Here is a 13,954-nt window from a genome sequence, read left to right as displayed (position 1 = left end):
CGAGCGTGACTATCCGTGGACGGCGAAGTCGTGTGGTTCTGGCGCCCCGACGCTGGCGCTAAGTTTTTTGCGCGAACAAGTTTGCGCGAGAGGCGACGGTGGCAAGAAAGCCCGGTCACCGGGAAGAGCACGAAGTAAGCCGTAAACCACTGCGCAGGGAAAGCCGGTGTTGCTCCGGTTGACCTGTGGTCCTACCCCCGTGCTTTTTGTTGCACGGGGCCCACGGGTGCAACCGGCACCCGGCTTTCCCTGCGCCCTCTACTCAATGAGAGGGTGGAACGAGATGCAAAGCTCGGGCGTAACGCGCCGCGAGAATGCGAATGCACATCCTCTTCTCACACTCCATCGTCATGCCCGCGAAGGCGGGCATCCAGTAACCGACGGCCTCTCAACTTAAGCTCAGACGCCTCTGGAATACTGGATCGTCCGGTCAAGCCGGACGATGACAGCGGAAAGCTGTTTGACATTTGAATCAGAAGAAGCGCCGACGGAGGTGAACGCGGCGCCTACTTCATCGCTCCGAAGCGGCTGTCGAAGGAGTTCGAGTGCACGATCGGCTGCGAGCCTGAGAGCTGCGTGTCCTTGGCGGCGGGCGCGGCTGCCGCGGTCGAGGTGGTCGGCGCGTCGGTGACGGTCGGCTTGAGCGCCGGCTTGGCGGCGGCGAGCTTGGTCTCGGCGGGCTTCGGTGCGACGCGAACGACCGACGGCGGTTTGGTCTCGGCAGCCTTGGTGTTGGCAGGCTTGGTTTCGGTAGGCTTCGTCGCCGCAGCTTTGGGCTTCGCGGCCGCTGCTGGCGCAGAGGGCGGGACGCTGGTAGCGGCGGCGTTGGCGTCGGCCGTGGCACTGATCCCGACCTTGCGGGCGAGGTTGGAGAAGAAGCCGTCCGACTGCTGGTCCGGCTTCGTCGCAGGCGGGGCGGAAGCGACACGGGTTGATGACGTCGACGAGGTCGTCGACACCGCCACCACCGGCTCCTCGGGCTGGGCCAGGTTCGGCTTCGGCGGATTGACGGTGGACGGGATCGTGCCGGGGGCGCGCGCCAGCGACAATGATTGCAGGCTCTGGCTGTCGCCGCCCTCGGAGAGGCCAGTGCTGCCCTCCGGCAGCTTGGAGGCGAAGATCTTGTTCATGCCGCCGTCGATGCCGGTGTTCATCCGTGCCACCGGCGTACCCTTGGAGATCAGCTTGGCGACCTCGGCCGCTTCCTGTTGCTGCTTCTCGCGTACGGCGCTCGCGATCTCGTCAGGGATCACATAGGCCGGGCATTTGGCGGACGCATCAAATACCGGGTCGCGAGTGGCGCTCGGCGGCTTGGTGGCGTCGAAGACATATTTCTTCTCGCAGAAGTCGACCTTCGGCTCCTGCTTCGTCACCTCGAAGTGGTCATAGCCTTCCTTGATCATCTTCCAGAAAGGCATATTCGGGTTGTTGCGGTGCTTGGCCATGTTCACCGGCGTCATCCGGAACGGATAGGCCTGGAGCTGGAACGCCTTCTGGCCGCCAAAGAAGGATTCGCGCCCGAGCGAGTAGATTTCCGCGATCTGCTCGTCGGTCATCGCGTAGCAGCCGCGCGATGAGCAGTCGCCATGCACCATCAGCTGCGAGCCGGTGCGGCCGAGCGCCTTGTCGAAAGCGTTGGGATAGCCGGTGTTGAAGGAGAGGTAATAGGCCGATTGCGGGTTCATCTGGCCCGGCGAGATCGTATAGAAGCCTTCCGGCGCCTGGCGGTCGCCCTCGCGGATCTTCGGGCCGAGATCGCCGGACCAGCGGCAGATCGGATAGGTCTTCAAGAGCGCGAACTTGCCGGAGCGGTCCTGCTTCCAGACTTCGAGCTCGGCTTCCTGCTTGAACAGGCGGATCAGGATCGGCGACTGCAGATCCATGTTCTTTTCGCCAATCGCCGCGACCAGCTTCGGCGGCACCGGCTGGTTGGCTTTGGCATTCGATGCGAAGGAGATGTCGTCGCTATTGCAACCGGCGAGCAATACACTGGCCGCAAGGGCAGCCGAAGCCAGAAGCGCGCGAACCAGCGTGCGGTGATTCAAGTCCAAGCTCCACACCCACCAGGCATTTCGGGCAAACCCCGATTCAACCCTTATGCCTTGAAGCGATCGTTAAAATAGTAACCTTTGGACTCCCGACCCGCAACCTTAACAGGGGTCACCGGGCCGGAACCATGACGGGCATGGTCAAGCAGAGGTTAAAGACCCGCCTCTGGGCCGAATTGCGGCCAAACCAGGCGAACTGGAGCAAAATGCCGCGCTTTCGGGGCGGCTAGCCGAGTTTGCGGCCGATATCGAGAAACTTCTGCCGCCGCTGCTTGCGGATCGCGTCCGCATCAAGATTTCGTAGGTCGTTGAAGGCCTGGGCGATGGCATCGCCGGTGGACGCGATCATGGCGGCGGGATCGCGGTGGGCGCCGCCCGGCGGCTCCTTCAGGATCTGGTCGATCACGCCGAATCGCAGCATGTCCTGCGCGGTGATCTTCATGCTGTTGGCGGCTTCCTGCGCCTTGGTGCCGTCCCGCCACAGGATCGAGGATGCCGCTTCCGGCGAGATCACGCTGTAGATCGCGTGCTCCATCATCAGGACACGGTTGGCGGTGGTGATCGCGATCGCGCCGCCCGACATGCCCTCGCCGGTGATGATCGCGACATTGGGCACGCCCAGCGACAGGCAGACATCGGTCGAGCGCGCGATCGCTTCGGCCTGTCCGCGCTCCTCGGCGCCGATGCCCGGATAGGCGCCGGCCGAATCGACCAGGGAGAGCACGGGGATGCCGAAACGGTCCGCCATCTCCATCAGCCGCACCGCCTTGCGGTAGCCTTCCGGCCGCGCCATGCCGAAATTGTGCTTGAGCCGGCTCTCGGTGGAGGCGCCCTTTTCCTGGCCGATCACGCAGATGCTCTCGCCGCGGAAGCGGCCGAAGCCACCGAGCAGGGCTTCGTCGTCGGCGAATTTGCGGTCGCCGGCCAGCGGCGTGAATTCGGTGATGAGCGCGCTGACGAAATCGGTGAAATGCGGCCGCTGCGGGTGCCGCGCTACCAGCGTTTTCTGCCAGGGCGTCAGGTTGGCGTAGAGGTCCGCCAACGCCTGGCCGGCCTTCTCCTCGATCCGCGTGATCTCGTCGCCGATGTCGCTGCCGGACGCCGCCAGCGTGCGCAATTCGTCGATCTTGGACTCAAGCTCGGCGACGGGTTTTTCGAAGTCGAGGTAACTGCGCATCTGATCCGGCATTACGGCAATATAGGAAGGAACCTGGCGGGCGGCGAAGCGGGTCTAGGTTTGGAAGAGAAGCTTTGTATCTTCAACAAGTTAACACGCAGCCTCAGTCGAGGCGCGCGGGCTGACCGCAAGCGGTGACGCTCTTTCCTGTGAGAAGCCGCCGAAGTCAAGGCGGATCGACTACTGCTGCGACTTCTCGGCCAGGGGATGCAGGTCACGCACCAGGCTCTTCAGCCGCTCCTCGACGACGTGGGTATAGATCTGGGTGGTCGAGATGTCGGTATGGCCGAGCAGCGTCTGGACGATGCGCAGGTCGGCGCCATTGTGCAAGAGGTGGCTGGCAAAGGCGTGCCGCAGCACATGTGGGGAGACGAGCCGAGGCGCCAGGCCCGAAGCGGCTGCCAATTCCTTCAGGTCGCGGGCAAAGTGCTGCCGGGTCAAATGGCCGCTCGCGCCGAAGGACGGAAACAGCCATTTCGACGGCGCGGCCTTCTTCTCCGGCTTCATCACCTGCATCGCCGCAAGATAATCGGCCATTGCTTGCCGCGAGGCGTCGTTCAGCGGCACCAGGCGCTCCTTGTTGCCCTTGCCGCGCACCACGATCATGCGGGCGTCGCGCCGCGCCGCCGACAGCGGCAGCGAGACCAGTTCGGAGACGCGCAGGCCGGTGGCGTACAGCACCTCCAGGAGGCAATGCAGCCGCAGTGCGCGCAGCCGCAGCGCCGGCGAGCTATCGGTTTGCGTCAGTTCCTTCGCCCGCGTCAGCATGCGGTCGACGTCCGCGATCGACAGCACCTTGGGCAGGCCGCGGCCGCGCTTCGGGCCAGAGAGGATCGCGGCTGGATCGTCGGTGCGAAGCCGCTCGTTGAGCAGGAAGCGGAACAGGTGCCGCATCGACGAGAGCCGGCGCGCCACGCTGGATGATTTGTCGCCGGCGCCCTGTTCAGCCGCGAGCATGTCGAGGAACAGGCTGATCAGCCCGGCATCTGATGTCCTGGAACGGGTCTTGGAACGCATCCCGAATCATAGCGGCTATTTCTTGAGGAACTTCTCCTGCGGGATCGTCACCGTCATTTCCCGTGGTTTCGGGGTCACGAAATTGGCCAGCGCGAAGATGATCCCGTATCCGATACCGCCGATCACGGCGAGGACCGTCAGGAAGCGGAACAGGCTCGGCATGTCGAAAGCTCGGGCGGCGAATTAACCATCGTCGTCATCCATCATGTTCCCTCAGCCGTTGCAAGGCTCTGGCAACGGTATCGGCGGGGGTAGTATAGGTGGCCTGGAACGACGCAAATTCGCCGAGAGACCGAGCTTTAGATGCCAGACAGCGCCGCACCGCTACCTGCGCTCCCGTCCCTGGAGGCCGACATTCTGGCCGCGCTGGGGTCGCGATCGATCGTGCTGGTGGGCATGATGGGTGCAGGCAAATCGACCATCGGCCGGCGATTGGCGGCGCGGCTGAGGCTGCCCTTCACCGATGCCGACTGTGAGATCGAGGCAGCGGCGGGCATGTCGATCCCGGAGATTTTCGAAACCCATGGCGAAGCCTATTTCAGGGATGGCGAGGCGCGGGTGATCGCGCGCCTGCTCGCGCACGGTCCCGGCGTGCTCGCCACCGGCGGCGGCGCCTTCATGCGTGAGGAAACCCGCAACTGCATCCGTGCCAAGGCGATCTCGATCTGGCTGCGCGCCGATGTCGATGTCATCATGCGCCGGGTGCGGCGGCGCGCCGACCGCCCGCTGTTGCAGACGGCGGATCCCGAGGGAACCGTCAACCGTCTGCTCGGCGAACGCGAGCCGGTCTACCGGAGCGCCGACCTGACGATTTCGTCGCGCGACGTGCCGCATGACCGTATCGTCGAGGAGTGCCTGGAGGCGCTGCACACCCATCTCTGTGGCAACGGCACGGCACAACCGGCAACGAACGGAATCAGCGTGCCATCATGACTGCGCCATTGAAACATTCGGATCCCATCACCGTCGATGTCGCACTCGGTGACCGCGCCTATGACATCGTGATCGGACGCGAGGTGCTGCCGTTGCTAGGGCCGCGCATTGCGGCGCTCCGCCCGGGTGCGCGCACCGCCGTTGTCACCGACCGGACGGTGGCGAAGCATTGGCTGGAGCCGGCCGAGGCGTCGCTCGCGGCGGCGGGTATCCCGAGTTCGCGCATCATCGTCGAGGAAGGCGAGAGCTCGAAGAGCTATGTCGGCCTGACGGAGGTCAGCGAAGCGCTGATCGCGGCCAAGATCGAGCGTAACGATCTCGTCATCGCGCTCGGCGGCGGCGTGGTCGGCGATCTCGCCGGCTTTGCTGCTGCCATCCTGCGCCGCGGCGTCGATTTCGTGCAGGTGCCGACTTCCCTGCTGGCGCAGGTCGATTCCTCGGTCGGCGGCAAGACCGGGATCAATTCGCCGCAGGGCAAGAACCTGATCGGCGCCTTCCACCAGCCGCTGCTGGTTGTCGCCGATACGGCTGTGCTCGACACGCTGTCGCCGCGCCAGTTCCGTGCCGGCTATGCGGAGGTCGCCAAATATGGCGTGCTTGGCGATGAAGCCTTCTTCGCCTGGCTGGAAGCCAATCACGCCGACATCTTCTCGGGGAGCGCGGCGCGCGAGCACGCGATCGCGACCTCGTGCCGCGCCAAGGCTGCGATCGTGTCGCGCGACGAACGCGAGACCGGCGAGCGCGCCCTGCTCAATCTCGGCCATACTTTCGGTCATGCGCTGGAAGCAGCGACGGGCTTTTCCGACCGGCTGTTCCACGGCGAAGGCGTCGCCATCGGCATAGTGCTGGCGGCGGAGTTTTCCGCTTCCCTCGGCATGATCGCGCACGCGGATGCCGCGCGCGTCAAACGTCACCTTGCTGCAGTGGGGTTGCCGACGCGGCTGCAGGATATCGGCGGCTTCGTCCAGGAAGGACTGGCTGATGCCGACGTGCTGATGGGGCTGATGGCGCAGGACAAGAAGGTCAAGCGCGGTAAGCTGACTTTCATTCTGCTGGAAGCCGTCGGCCGGGCCGTGATCGCGCGCGACGTCGAGCCTGCGTCGGTCGGCGATTTCCTGAAGGCAAAACTGGCCGAGAATTAAGAACGCTCCTCGTAAAAACGCTCCTCGGATGACGTAGCTTGACCTGGGTTTCGTTCTCGATCGTCATCGTCTGCCTGTTGGTCTCCGCCTTTTTCGCGGCGAGCGAGACTGCGTTGACCGGCGCCTCGCGTGCCAGCATGCTGCGGCTGTCCAAACAGGGCAATCGCGAGGCTGGCGTCGTCTCCAGCCTGTTCAACATGCGCGAGCGGCTGATCGGCGCGCTGCTGCTCGGCAACAACATCGCCAATATCGGCGCCTCAGCGCTCGCAACCGGCATTCTCACCGCCTGGTTCGGCGACGTCGGCGTGCTCTATGCGACCGCGGTGATGACGGTGACGGTCGTGATCTTCGCCGAGGTGCTGCCGAAGACGATCGCGATCAACGCGCCCGATCGGGTATCGCTTCTGGTGGCCCGGCCGATGAAGTTCACGGTCTATCTGCTCGGACCGTTCCTGACGGTGATCGAGTTCATCGTGCTCGCCCTGATGAAACTTTTGGGCATCAGAATCGGCGCCCATCAGGCGATTCTGTCTCCGACCGAGCGGCTGCGCGGTGCAGTCGACTTGCTGCATCACGAGGGCAAGGTCGAGAAGCAGGACCGCGACATGTTTGGCGGGCTGTTGGATCTGCGCGAACTGCAGGTGTCGGACGTGATGGTCCACCGCACCGAAATGACCATGATCAACGCCGACCTGCCGCCAGAGGAACTGGTGCGCGAGGTGCTGGCCACCGAGTACACCCGCATTCCGCTGTGGCGCGACAAGCCGGAGAACATCGTCGGGGTGCTGCACGCCAAGGATCTGTTGCGCGCGATCCGCGCTGCCGACGGCGACACGTCGGGCATCGACGTCTCCACCATCGCGCTGCCGCCCTGGTTCGTGCCGGAAATGCGGCCTGTCTCCGAGCAGCTCAAGGCGTTCCGCCGCCGCAAGACGCACTTCGCCCTCGTCGTCGACGAGTATGGCGAAGTTGAAGGCATGGTGACGCTGGAAGACATCCTGGAGGAGATCGTCGGCGATATCTCCGACGAGCACGACGTGGTGGTTGCCGGCGTTCGTGCTCAGCCCGACGGTTCCGTGGTGGTCGACGGCTCGGTGCCGATCCGCGACCTCAACCGCGCGATGGACTGGCACCTGCCGGACGAGGAAGCCACCACTGTTGCGGGCCTCGTGATCCATGAAGCGCGCTCAATCCCCGAACGCGGCCAGAGCTTCACCTTCCACGGCTTCCGCTTCCGCGTCCTGCGCCGCGAGCGCAATCGCATCACGGCATTGCGCATCACCGCGCTGCCGCGCGAACCCGAGACTGAGGAGCCCCAGCCGAAGCGCGCCGGGACAGCGTTCTAGCCGGCCCATACATTACGGGCGGCGACGCCTATTCGATATCGATGGTGATGCCGGAAAGCTTCCAGGTGCCGTCGGCGGGGATGAAGGCGAACTGATACTTCACCTGCTTCGGCGTGGTCTCGAAATGGCCTTTCAAGCGCAGCACGCCCTTGTCGTCGATCTTTGCCTCCTCGTCGGCGATAGCAGGCTTTGCCACCACGGCATCGAACACCGCGTGCTTGTCGACGAGATCCTTGAACACGGCCTGCAGCTTCTCCGGCGGAAACTGGTCGGCGAATTGCTTTGAGATCTTGGCGTGCAGGACGGTGAAATTATTGGCGGCGACGGCATCGCTCAGCGTGACCAGAATGCTCTTTATCAGGACTTCCTGGGCGAGTGGGCTCGGCATATCCTGTGCCACAGCCGGCGCGGGCGCCGAGAACGCCAGCGTTGCCATCACGGCCACGGCCAATCGCAGATGTGCCCAGTGAACCATCTGATAGCCCCTCATAACAGGTGGCGATGGTGCAATGAGCCTGCCCAATTCCAATGGAACTGGTCCATCGCCCAGGCAGCTATCTCTGATAAAGGAAAACGGCCATATCGTCTTGCGCGACGTTGTTCAAAGTCGCGGTTTGGGTGCGTTCTTCAACCAAATTTTCGGGCGGCGGCTTTCAGCGCGGTATCTCCCCCGGGACCTGTGCGTGGATTGCGAGCGCATGCACGGTATCCGCGAGTTCCTGGGCCAGTGCCACATTAATCATGCGATGGCGCTCGACCCGGCTCTTCCCTTCGAAGGCTTGAGATACAATATAAACTCGGAAATGCGTCTCGCCGCCCGGCCGATGTCCGGCGTGGCCCTCATGCAGATGTGATTCGTCGAGGACCTCGAGGCTTTCGGGCATGAAAGCTTCACTCAACTTCTTTATGATAGCGTCTCTTGTGCTCATGGCGGGGCAATAGTTCGAAGGCCGCATTTCGTCAATGGCACATCCGAAGAAGAGGTATTCGCAATGTCAAGACTTGAAGCATTTTGCATTGCGTAGTCAAAGTCAGTCATGGCGATCGATTCATCAAAATTCTTCGACTCCATTCGCATCAAGCCGACGAAGGTGAGTGCGAAGCGCCAGGCGCAGGCTGGCCAGGAGGCCATCAACTGCGAGTGGGCCGGCTGCCAGAACAAGGGTTCGCACCGCGCGCCGAAGGGTCGCGAGAATTCGCGCGAGTATTGGCATTTCTGCCTCGACCATGTCCGCGAGTACAATCAGTCCTACAATTTCTTCCAGGGCATGAATGCCGAAGCGGTGGCGCGCTACCAGAAGGACGCGCTGACCGGCCATCGCCCGACCTGGAAGATGGGCGCCAACACCAGTGCCAAGCGCGGCAAGGGCAATGTCGAGGACGATCTCGGCGGCGCCGCCGATCCCTTTAATGTGTTCGCTGAGCTTAATGGTCGCGCCGGCTGGCGGCCGGGCCCGGGCGCGCAGCAGGCCAAGCCCGAGAAGCGCACCGTGATGAATGCCGAGCGCAAGGCGCTGCAGGTCATGGGCCTCACCGCCGAAGCGACGCTCGAGGACGTCAAGGCGAAGTACAAGGCGCTGGTGAAGCAGCATCACCCCGACGCGAACGGTGGCGATCGCTCCACCGAGGACCGCCTGATCGAGATCATCAAGGCGTATAACTATCTGAAGACGGTGGTCCGCGAGGCGTAATCGCTCGTCGTCCCGGGCTTGACCCGGGATCCATAACCACAGGACGTTGGGGTTATGGAGAATGTCGGCCCAGTCTTCGTTACAATTCTCATCGGTGGTTATGGGTCCCGGCTTTCGCCGGGACGACGGCGGAGCATGTAACCCCGCCGTTTTTTCATTGAAATGCCCAGCTGGGCTAGGCCCTCGGCATCGGGCCGACATAGGACGAGCTTGGCCGGATCAGCCGGCCGGTGCGCTGTTGTTCGCGCGCATGCGCGGTCCAGCCTGCCGAGCGCGCCACCGCGAAGATCGGCGTGAAGGCCTGCCGCGGGATTGAAAGCGCATCGAGCAGGATCGCGGTGAAGAATTCGACATTCGTCTCCAGCGGCCGGTTCGGATTCTTCCGCCGCAACGCCTCGCGGATGTAGGCCTCGACCTCGCCGGCGAACGGCAGGTCGGCGCCTTCGGCAGCTAACCGCTCGATTGCTTCTTTCAGCACATCCGCGCGTGGATCGCGCACACGATAGACGCGATGGCCGAATCCCATCAGCCGTTCGCCGCGTGCCAGTGCCGCATCGACCCAGGGCTTGATGCGCTCGTGCGTGCCGATCGCGTCCAGCATCTCGAGCACCGGCTCCGGCGCACCGCCATGGAGCGGCCCGGTCAGCGCGCAATAGCCGGCGGTGACGGCCGCGAACAGGTCGGCCTGCGTCGAGGCCACCACGCGCGTCGTGAAGGTGGAAGCGTTCATCCCGTGATCGCAGACCGTGACGAGGTAGGCATCCAGCGCCGCGACCTCACGCGGTTCGGGCCTGCGGCCCAGCAACATCGTCAGCATATCCGCGGCGTGGCTGACATTCGGATCGGGCGCGACCGGCTCGTTGCCCTTGGCCCGCTGCACCAGCGCGCCCGCGATCACCGGAAAAGCGCCGACAACAGTCGCGTCATGCTCGAGCCCGTTTTCCGCGCGCAAGCCTGCGACCGCGGTTCGGACGCCGTCCACGATCGACATGCCGCGGGTCGCCGGCAGCAATTCCGGCAGTCGCGCGAAGGCGCGCTCGCGCGCGGCGCCGAGCTTGGCGCGCACGTTGGCCTCGCTGAGTGTGCTTCCAGTCGCTGCGTTCCACAGCCGCGTGGTGACACCTTCGAAGCTCGATGTGGATGCGAGTACGCGGACATGCTCGCCGGCGATGATCAGTTCGCCGCGCTCGCCATCGACATGGCTGAGCACGGTTTCGGCGGCGGGAATGCCGTCCAGCCCGATCGGGCTTTTGGTCGTCTGCATATTCATGACGGATCTCCTTTGGTGAGTGGAAAAGTCGATCCTCTCGACAGATTGATCAATCTTGATTAGCTTAATCAATATGAAAAAATCCGATGGCCTTTACCTCTCTGCCCGCGAGGCGGCGGCCGAACTCGCGATCTCGCCGGCCACGCTCTACGCCTATGTCAGCCGCGGCCTGATCCGCTCCGAGCCATCAGCGGATTCCCGCAGCCACCGCTACCGGGCCGAGGATGTGCGCGGGCTGAAGGAGCGCCGCACCCCGTCGGCGGAGCCGCGGGGCCTGCGCAGCTTCGATGCCGACCTGCCGGTGATGGATTCGGAGATAGCGACCATCACTGAGGACGGGCCGATCTACCGCGGCGTGAACTGCGTCGATCTTGCCGAAAAGGATACGCTCGAGCATACGGCCACGCTGCTGTGGGATGTGACGGGCGTCGATCCCTTTGGGCCGGACAACTGCCCGTTTGTCTCCCACGAGATGCGCGCCATCGCGGACGCCGCACGCCGCGCTGCGCCGATCGACCGTGCCATTGCCGTACTGGCGCTCGCCGCGAGCGCCGATCCCCGCGCCTTCACTCGCGCGCCGGACGGCCGCGCCATGGTCGGCGCGCGCATCGTCCGGCTGCTGGTTGCGACCATGCTGAACCGCGAGCCGTCCTCCGACCCGCTGCACGTGCAGATCGCCGACGCCTGGGCGGCTGACAACAAGCATGCCGCCGATCTGATTCGCCGCACGCTGGTGCTGCTCGCGGATCACGAATTGAACGCCTCGACCTTCACGGTGCGCTGCGCGGCATCGACCGGGCTCAATCTCTATGACGCTGTGGTCGCCGGCCTCGCTGCGCTGAAGGGTCCGAAGCACGGCGGCGCCGGCGTGCTGGCGTCGCGGCTGGTGAAGACCTTGGTCGATCAGGATGTCGAGCCCGTGATTCGCGAGCGCGTTGCGCTTGGCGAGCGCTTCGCCGGTTTCGGCCACGGCGTCTACCGGCGCGGCGATCCCCGTGCGCAATCGCTGCTCGACGCACTGGCCCGCGCCGGCGCCGCGCGCAAATTCACCAGGGAGGTTCCGGAGCGGATCGCGGAAGCGACCGGAGAGTTCGTCAATATCGACTATGCGCTCGCCGTGCTGGTGCACAGCCTGCGGCTTCCACTTGGCAGTGAACTCGCCCTGTTCGCGATGGCCCGCAGCGTCGGCTGGATCGCGCATGCCAGCGAACAGTTGCAGCACGGCCGGCTAATCCGCCCGCGTGCGCGATATGTCGGGCCGGCGCCGGGACGCAGCGCGACGGCCAAGACCATCTGAGATAAGACCATCTGAGGTTACGTGCGCGGTTTCGCGGCCGGCCCGATCATGCTGCTGCGTCGCCGGCGGATGATCCAGAGCGCCAGTACCAGGATCACGGCGCCGCCGATCACCGCCAGGATCCAGATATGTTTGCCGACATGATGGTAATACGGCAGCCCGCCATACTCATGCAGCGCCGAGATCGCCAGCACGCCCGGCAGCACATGCGCGGGCGCCCAGAGCAGGACCGCCGGGATATTCACGCTGTAGAAGCGCACCGGCGGCATATCCAGCGCGCCGGCGGTGAGCGGCACGAAGGCGCGGAACGGTGGCACGAAGCGCGCAAAGAACACCGCAAGCGTGCCCCAGCGGTGAAAGAACGCCTCGCTCTGCTCAACCACGCGCGGATAGTTCGATAGCGGCCATGCAGCCAGGATTTCCCGCTGGCGGCGATGGCCGATCCAATAGGCAGAGCCGTCGCCGAGCAAGGCGCCGCCGGCTGCCGCTGCCAGCACCGGCCAGAGCTTCAACTCGCCGCCGGGGATCAGCGCGCCCATGGCCAGGATGATGGTCGAGCCAGGCACCAGTGATCCCGCCACCGGAACTGCTTCCAGAAAGGCCGCCAGGAACAGCGTCAGATAGGCAAGCCACGCATGCGCCGAAACGAAGGTGATCAGAGGATCGAGGAGTGAGGTCACCAAATTCCCGTTGCTGCGTCTTGCCTACATCTTGAGAGCTAGCAACTCGCTCCCGGCCTGGAAAGGGAGCGCCACGCGGCGGTCCCTAGCCCTCGCGGCAAAGTGCGGCGTGATTCGCAGGGCAGCCCTCCAAAAACCGCGTCCAGCACCTATCTTTATGAAAGAGCAACGGAACTTTGATCGTATCGCGGGCTTCTGCCGGCGGTTGCACTCTGCTAGGCTTGTGCATAGCACCCAATCCGCAGCCAAACGAACAATCTGGTTTCGGGATTCCCGGGACCTCGGAGGACGAATGACGACCGCCGCCCAGACCACATTGGAAGACACCGTCGGCTTGCCCGACATGAAAGTATCGGTCCGGCAGGTGTTCGGCATCGATAGCGACCTTGAGGTGCCGGCTTATGCGGAAGTCGACCCGCACGTGCCGGAGGTCGATGCGGATTACCGGTTCGACCGCGCCACCACGCTCGCGATCCTCGCCGGTTTCGCCAGGAACCGCCGCGTGATGGTCACCGGCTATCACGGCACCGGCAAGTCGACCCACATCGAGCAGGTTGCAGCGAGGCTCAACTGGCCCTGCGTGCGCGTCAACCTCGACAGCCACATCAGCCGTATCGACCTGGTCGGCAAGGACTCCATCGTGGTCCGGGAGGGCAAGCAGGTCACCGAGTTTCGCGACGGCATCCTGCCTTGGGCGCTGCAGCATAACGTCGCGCTGGTGTTCGACGAGTATGACGCCGGCCGGCCCGACGTGATGTTCGTGATCCAGCGCGTGCTGGAGGTCTCCGGCCGGCTGACGCTGCTCGACCAGAACAAGGTGATCAAGCCGCATCCGGCATTCCGCTTGTTCGCGACGGCCAACACGATTGGCCTTGGCGACACGTCGGGCCTCTATCACGGCACCCAGCAGATCAACCAGGGCCAGATGGACCGCTGGTCGATCGTGACCACGTTGAACTACCTCGCCCATGACGAGGAAGTCGAGATCGTGCTCGCCAAGGCGAAGCACTACCGCAGCCAGGAAGGCCGTGACACCGTCAACAAGATGGTGCGGCTCGCCGACCTTACCCGCAACGCGTTCGCCAATGGCGATCTGTCGACGGTGATGAGCCCGCGCACGGTGATCACCTGGGCGGAAAACTCCGAGATCTTCGGCGATATCGGCTTTGCCTTCCGCGTCACCTTCCTCAACAAGTGCGACGAGCTCGAGCGGCCGCTGGTCGCTGAATTCTACCAGCGCTGCTTCAATGCGGAGCTGCCGGAATCCGCAGTCAACGTAGCGCTCAGCTAAGGACCAGCGATGTCGTCCCGGACAAGCGAAGCGCGATCCGGGATCCTCCGAGCGAGCGCTCG

The 13,954-nt window shown here is 64.2% G+C and carries 14 protein-coding genes; 6 read left to right on the top strand and 8 right to left on the bottom strand.

The features are described from left to right. Nucleotides 1-506: 506 nt before the first annotated feature. From J6497_RS17535 to J6497_RS17520, 4 genes are all read right to left on the bottom strand, one after another. The gene (locus J6497_RS17535; RefSeq protein WP_225705521.1) at nucleotides 507-2,045 is read right to left on the bottom strand and encodes a L,D-transpeptidase family protein; all 1,539 of its coding nucleotides are present in this window, start codon (nucleotides 2,043-2,045) and stop codon (nucleotides 507-509) included. A gap of 229 nt (nucleotides 2,046-2,274) precedes the next feature. After that, complete coding sequence (locus J6497_RS17530; RefSeq protein ID WP_225705520.1) at nucleotides 2,275-3,237, bottom strand: acetyl-CoA carboxylase carboxyltransferase subunit alpha; 963 nt, start codon at nucleotides 3,235-3,237, stop codon at nucleotides 2,275-2,277. A 168-nt stretch (nucleotides 3,238-3,405) separates the two neighbouring features. Continuing rightward, nucleotides 3,406-4,242, bottom strand: a complete 837-nt coding sequence (locus J6497_RS17525) for a tyrosine recombinase (RefSeq protein ID WP_225705519.1) — start codon at nucleotides 4,240-4,242, stop codon at nucleotides 3,406-3,408. Nucleotides 4,243-4,257: 15 nt separating this feature from the next. Further along, complete coding sequence (locus J6497_RS17520; RefSeq protein WP_225705518.1) at nucleotides 4,258-4,404, bottom strand: histidine kinase; 147 nt, start codon at nucleotides 4,402-4,404, stop codon at nucleotides 4,258-4,260. Nucleotides 4,405-4,545: 141 nt separating this feature from the next. Between J6497_RS17520 and J6497_RS17515 the strand changes: the two genes are divergently transcribed. Genes J6497_RS17515 through J6497_RS17505 form a run of 3 tightly spaced genes read left to right on the top strand, consistent with a single transcriptional unit; the run spans nucleotide 4,546 to nucleotide 7,663 of the window. Then, nucleotides 4,546-5,175, top strand: coding sequence for a shikimate kinase (locus J6497_RS17515; protein WP_225705517.1), 630 nt, complete (start codon nucleotides 4,546-4,548; stop codon nucleotides 5,173-5,175). Continuing rightward, nucleotides 5,172-6,317: a 3-dehydroquinate synthase gene (gene aroB / locus J6497_RS17510; protein ID WP_225705516.1), complete on the top strand. Its 1,146-nt coding sequence runs from the start codon at nucleotides 5,172-5,174 to the stop codon at nucleotides 6,315-6,317. Before J6497_RS17515 ends, aroB begins: the two co-directional genes overlap by 4 nt. Nucleotides 6,318-6,355: 38 nt before the next feature. Further along, a complete protein-coding gene (locus J6497_RS17505; protein WP_225705515.1) occupies nucleotides 6,356-7,663 on the top strand; it encodes an HlyC/CorC family transporter in 1,308 nt (435 codons plus the stop codon). A gap of 28 nt (nucleotides 7,664-7,691) precedes the next feature. Here J6497_RS17505 and J6497_RS17500 read toward each other — a convergent pair whose 3' ends face one another. After that, entirely contained in the window at nucleotides 7,692-8,138 is a 447-nt protein-coding gene (locus J6497_RS17500) for a hypothetical protein (protein WP_225705514.1), read from the bottom strand. A 178-nt stretch (nucleotides 8,139-8,316) separates the two neighbouring features. Then, nucleotides 8,317-8,592, bottom strand: a complete 276-nt coding sequence (locus J6497_RS17495; protein ID WP_225705513.1) for a BolA family protein — start codon at nucleotides 8,590-8,592, stop codon at nucleotides 8,317-8,319. A 108-nt stretch (nucleotides 8,593-8,700) separates the two neighbouring features. On the opposite strand from J6497_RS17495, the gene J6497_RS17490 reads away from it, so the two are divergent. Further along, complete coding sequence (locus tag J6497_RS17490) at nucleotides 8,701-9,354, top strand: J domain-containing protein (RefSeq protein WP_225705512.1); 654 nt, start codon at nucleotides 8,701-8,703, stop codon at nucleotides 9,352-9,354. A gap of 175 nt (nucleotides 9,355-9,529) precedes the next feature. Here the strand turns inward: J6497_RS17490 and J6497_RS17485 are convergent, their stop codons facing one another. Further along, nucleotides 9,530-10,624 carry a citrate synthase/methylcitrate synthase gene (locus J6497_RS17485; protein WP_225705511.1) on the bottom strand — a complete coding sequence of 365 codons (1,095 nt, stop codon included), beginning with the start codon at nucleotides 10,622-10,624 and terminating at the stop codon, nucleotides 9,530-9,532. Between the two features lie 73 nt (nucleotides 10,625-10,697). Between J6497_RS17485 and J6497_RS17480 the strand changes: the two genes are divergently transcribed. Beyond that, nucleotides 10,698-11,921 (top strand): citrate synthase family protein, encoded by a 1,224-nt coding sequence (locus tag J6497_RS17480; RefSeq protein WP_225705510.1) that lies wholly within the window; start codon nucleotides 10,698-10,700, stop codon nucleotides 11,919-11,921. A gap of 17 nt (nucleotides 11,922-11,938) precedes the next feature. On the opposite strand, the gene J6497_RS17475 is transcribed toward J6497_RS17480, so the two are convergent. After that, nucleotides 11,939-12,601: a DedA family protein gene (locus J6497_RS17475; RefSeq protein WP_225705509.1), complete on the bottom strand. Its 663-nt coding sequence runs from the start codon at nucleotides 12,599-12,601 to the stop codon at nucleotides 11,939-11,941. Between the two features lie 292 nt (nucleotides 12,602-12,893). Between J6497_RS17475 and cobS the strand changes: the two genes are divergently transcribed. Beyond that, nucleotides 12,894-13,892, top strand: coding sequence for a cobaltochelatase subunit CobS (gene cobS, locus J6497_RS17470; RefSeq protein WP_225705508.1), 999 nt, complete (start codon nucleotides 12,894-12,896; stop codon nucleotides 13,890-13,892). Nucleotides 13,893-13,954 lie beyond the last annotated feature (62 nt).

The sequence above is a fragment of the Bradyrhizobium cenepequi genome, assembly GCF_020329485.1.
Taxonomy (GTDB): Bacteria; Pseudomonadota; Alphaproteobacteria; order Rhizobiales; family Xanthobacteraceae; genus Bradyrhizobium; species Bradyrhizobium cenepequi.
Note: the sequence above shows the minus strand (reverse complement) of the source record. Positions and strands in the feature narration are given on the sequence as shown.